Source organism: bacterium, from assembly GCA_030655055.1.
Taxonomy (GTDB): domain Bacteria; phylum Edwardsbacteria; class AC1; order AC1; family EtOH8; genus UBA5202.
This window is the reverse complement of record JAURWH010000130.1, coordinates 1-3,159: the sequence shown is the minus strand read 5'-3', so window position 1 is coordinate 3,159 and position 3,159 is coordinate 1. Positions and strand designations below refer to the sequence as shown.

The window sequence follows — 3,159 nt, the reverse complement described above, 5'->3', positions numbered from 1 at the left end:
TAAGATTGACGATGCCGTGGGGTTTCTGGGCAAAGGCGGAAACGGCAAGAAGAACCAGCACTGATGCCAGTAATATTTTCTTCATGGTTGGCTCCTTGTATATATTGTTGGTTTTGAGACAGATCTAAAGATCCTCAATATCTGCGTAAATCTGCGTCCCGATAAATATCTATGTTTCAACCTCTGGGATGAAACTGCCTGTGCACTTCCTTCAAATACTCCCGGTCCACATGGGTGTAGATCTGGGTGGTGGAGATATCGGCGTGGCCCAGCATCTCCTGCACCGAGCGCAGGTCGGCCCCTCCCTCCAGCAGGTGGGTGGCAAACGAGTGCCGCAGGATGTGGGGATGCACCCGCTTCTTGATCCCGGCCTTCTGGGCATAGGCCTTCAGCAGTTTCCAAAAGCCCATCCGGGACATGGGGCGCCCCCGGTTGTTAAGGAAAAGCACCTCGGTGCTGAACTTCTTCAACAAGGCCGGTCGCGAGCCCTGGCGGTATCTATCCGTCCAGTTGCGGGCCGAACGGCCCACCGGCACTATCCTTTCCTTGGAGCCCTTGCCGAAACAGCGGATGAAATCCTGATCGAAGAACAGGTCCGAGGTTTTCAGTGTCAACAGCTCCGTGACCCTTAAGCCGCAGGCGTACAAAAGCTCCAGCATGGCCTTATCACGCAGGCCCAGCAGGGACGCGGGGTCCGGCTGGGCCAGCAGTTTTTCCACTTCGCTCAGATCCAAAACTTCGGGAAGTTTTTTGTCCAGCCGCGGGGTCTCTATGTTCTCGGTGGGGTCTTTTTTTGTGATCCCCTCCGAAGCCAGGAACCGGTGGAAGCCCCGCAGGGCGGAGATATTACGGGAAAGCGAGACCGGGGAAAGCCCGTAGCCCATCAGCGAGGCCAGGAATTCGGAGACCAGTTTCCGCTCCACCGCCTGGAGGTCATCGATATGCTTGGTTTTCAAAAAAGCCAGGTAGCGCTTGAGGTCGCTGGCATAAGAGCCAAGGCTGTTCCCCGACAGCCCTCTTTCCACCGCCAGGTGGGTCAGATATTGCTGCAGCGCTTCGTCCATATGATCCTAAACCTGATTACCGGAATAAATAATGAACCCAGCCTGTCCGCCGAAGTGGAAACGTATGCAGAGAAGGCAGGAATAATTCATGGATTCATGGTTTCCTTATAAAATATTGTCCTGCTTTGTTCGGAATGATTCTCGCGCATCTGTAGACATCAACTGAAGGAGACATCCCCCTTGGGTTTTTCCAAAGGTCTGGGCGGGCTCAGCGGCGCTGGCCGGTGGGCCACCGGGGGCACGGGCGGCCGTAAACCGGTCTGGGGTTTTACCGGCAACGGCATCCTGCCCAGGGGATTCACCGCCACCTTGGGCGCCAGGCCCGGCCGGGCCTGCGGGCCGGAGAAGGGGGAAGCGGGCTTTAACGGGGCCGGATGTTCCTTGATAGGCAGCACCGCCTGATGCGGGGCGGAAAGCGGCGAGGCCGGCTTCAACAGGGCCGGGGCCGGTTTGGACAGGCCCAGCGGCCTGGCCGGTTCCGGCGGCCTTCCGGCAAACGGCGACAAAGGCCGGGCGGCCGGGGCCGGGCGCTCCGCCGCCAATGGCTGTTCCGGGATCGGAGCAATGGCGGGGGTGGCGGGTGCCGGGGAAGGCGTCGTCCCGGCCCCAAGCCCCTGGGGCCTTACCTTGGATTTCAGCTTGGTCAAAGCCGACATCTCGTCTTCGCGGCGGCGGGCCTTCTCCTGCTCCATCTCGGCCTGTTCCTGCTTCAAGGCCTCCATCCGGCTGCGGGCCTCATCGGCCTGGGCATTCAGTTCATCTATCTCGCCCTTCTTGCCTGCGATCTCCTGTTCAATGGCCGCGATCTTCTCTACCGCCTGCTCTGATTCCTCCAGGCGCTGCCTTACCTTTTCCTCATCCGCCCTCAGGGTCTCCAAAAGATTGTCCATCTGCTGGGCGTGTTTTTTGTTCTCCTCCAGCCTCAGGCTCCAGCCCTTCTCTTCCTCTTTAAGGACATCCAGCTGTTCCTGGGAATTGGCCAGCTCGGCCTTCAGGGCATCCACGCTGGACTTCAGGCCCTTCTGCTCGGCCAGCAGGTCCTGCTTCTGGTGCAGGTATTTCTCCAGCTCGGCCCGTTCCTTTCCGATGTCGGCCACTTCCTTTTTGGCGGCGGCCAGGCTTTCCTTAAGCTGGGATTCCTCGGCCCTTACCTTTTCCAGCCGGGTCTCGGACTTGTCCAGCTTGGCCTGGCTCTCCTCGGCCGACTGGGCGAACTCCTGTTTCTGCTGTTTTATCTTCTTGACCTCGGCCTGAAGCTCCTTACGCTCGGCCTTCAGCTGGTTGAGCTCCTGGTTGGCCTCTTCCAGCTGCTGGGTCTCGTTCTTCAGATTGGCGATGCCCTGCTCCAGCTCCTCTTTCTGCCGGGACAAGGCCGAGACCGCCTCTTCCATCTGGATCCGCTGAGGCTCAAGCTCCGCGATTTTTTGATTGTGCTCGCTCAGTCTGGCTTCCCACTGGCCGGCCTGGGACTCGGCTTCCTGTTTTTTGGAGACCAGCTCTTCCATCTGCTGCAGGACCTGTGTTTCCAGTTCCTGCTTCTGCAGGGTCAGCTCTTCCAGCTGCTGCTCGCCCTGGACCCGGTCATCGCCGGTCTTCTGCAGGTGCTGCTTTGCTTCTTCTATCTGACTACGGATGTCGGCCAGATAGCTTTCCAGCTCCCGCACCGCCGCCACCTCGTGCTGGCGCTGGGCGATCTCCTTTTCCAGCCCGGCCGCCTTGGCCGTATCAGCCTCCACTGTCTGGGCCAGCTCGGTATTGCGCTGTTCCAACTCGGCCTGCCTGGTTTCCGCCTTAAAGACATTGGTCTGGATCTCTTCCAGCGAGGCTGCTGACTGGGTCCTCTCCGCTTCCATCTGTTCCATTTCCCGGACCAGCCCCTCATGCTGCTGCTGCTTTTCGGCCAGTTCCTTTGTCCGGGAAGACAGTTCCTCTGCCAGGCTCTCCGCCTGCTGGCGGTGGTTGTGCTGTTCCTGGGCCAGGGCCTGAAGCTTGGATTCCGAATCGGCCAGGGCCCCGTTAAGGGCCTCCACCTTGGTGGAAAGCGAGGATTCCTGGGCCTGCAGTTCGGCGATCCTCTGCCGGATCTGGTCCTCTT

2 protein-coding genes are annotated in these 3,159 nt (G+C 59.5%); both read right to left on the bottom strand.

The features are described 5' to 3' along the window. Positions 1 to 176 precede the first annotated feature (176 nt). Positions 177 to 1,064 (bottom strand): site-specific tyrosine recombinase XerD, encoded by an 888-nt coding sequence (gene xerD, locus Q7U71_06205; protein ID MDO9391348.1) that lies wholly within the window; start codon positions 1,062 to 1,064, stop codon positions 177 to 179. 158 nt (positions 1,065 to 1,222) lie between these two features. Further along, the coding region (locus tag Q7U71_06200) for a hypothetical protein (GenBank protein ID MDO9391347.1) at positions 1,223 to 3,159 on the bottom strand (1,937 nt) is incomplete at its 5' end.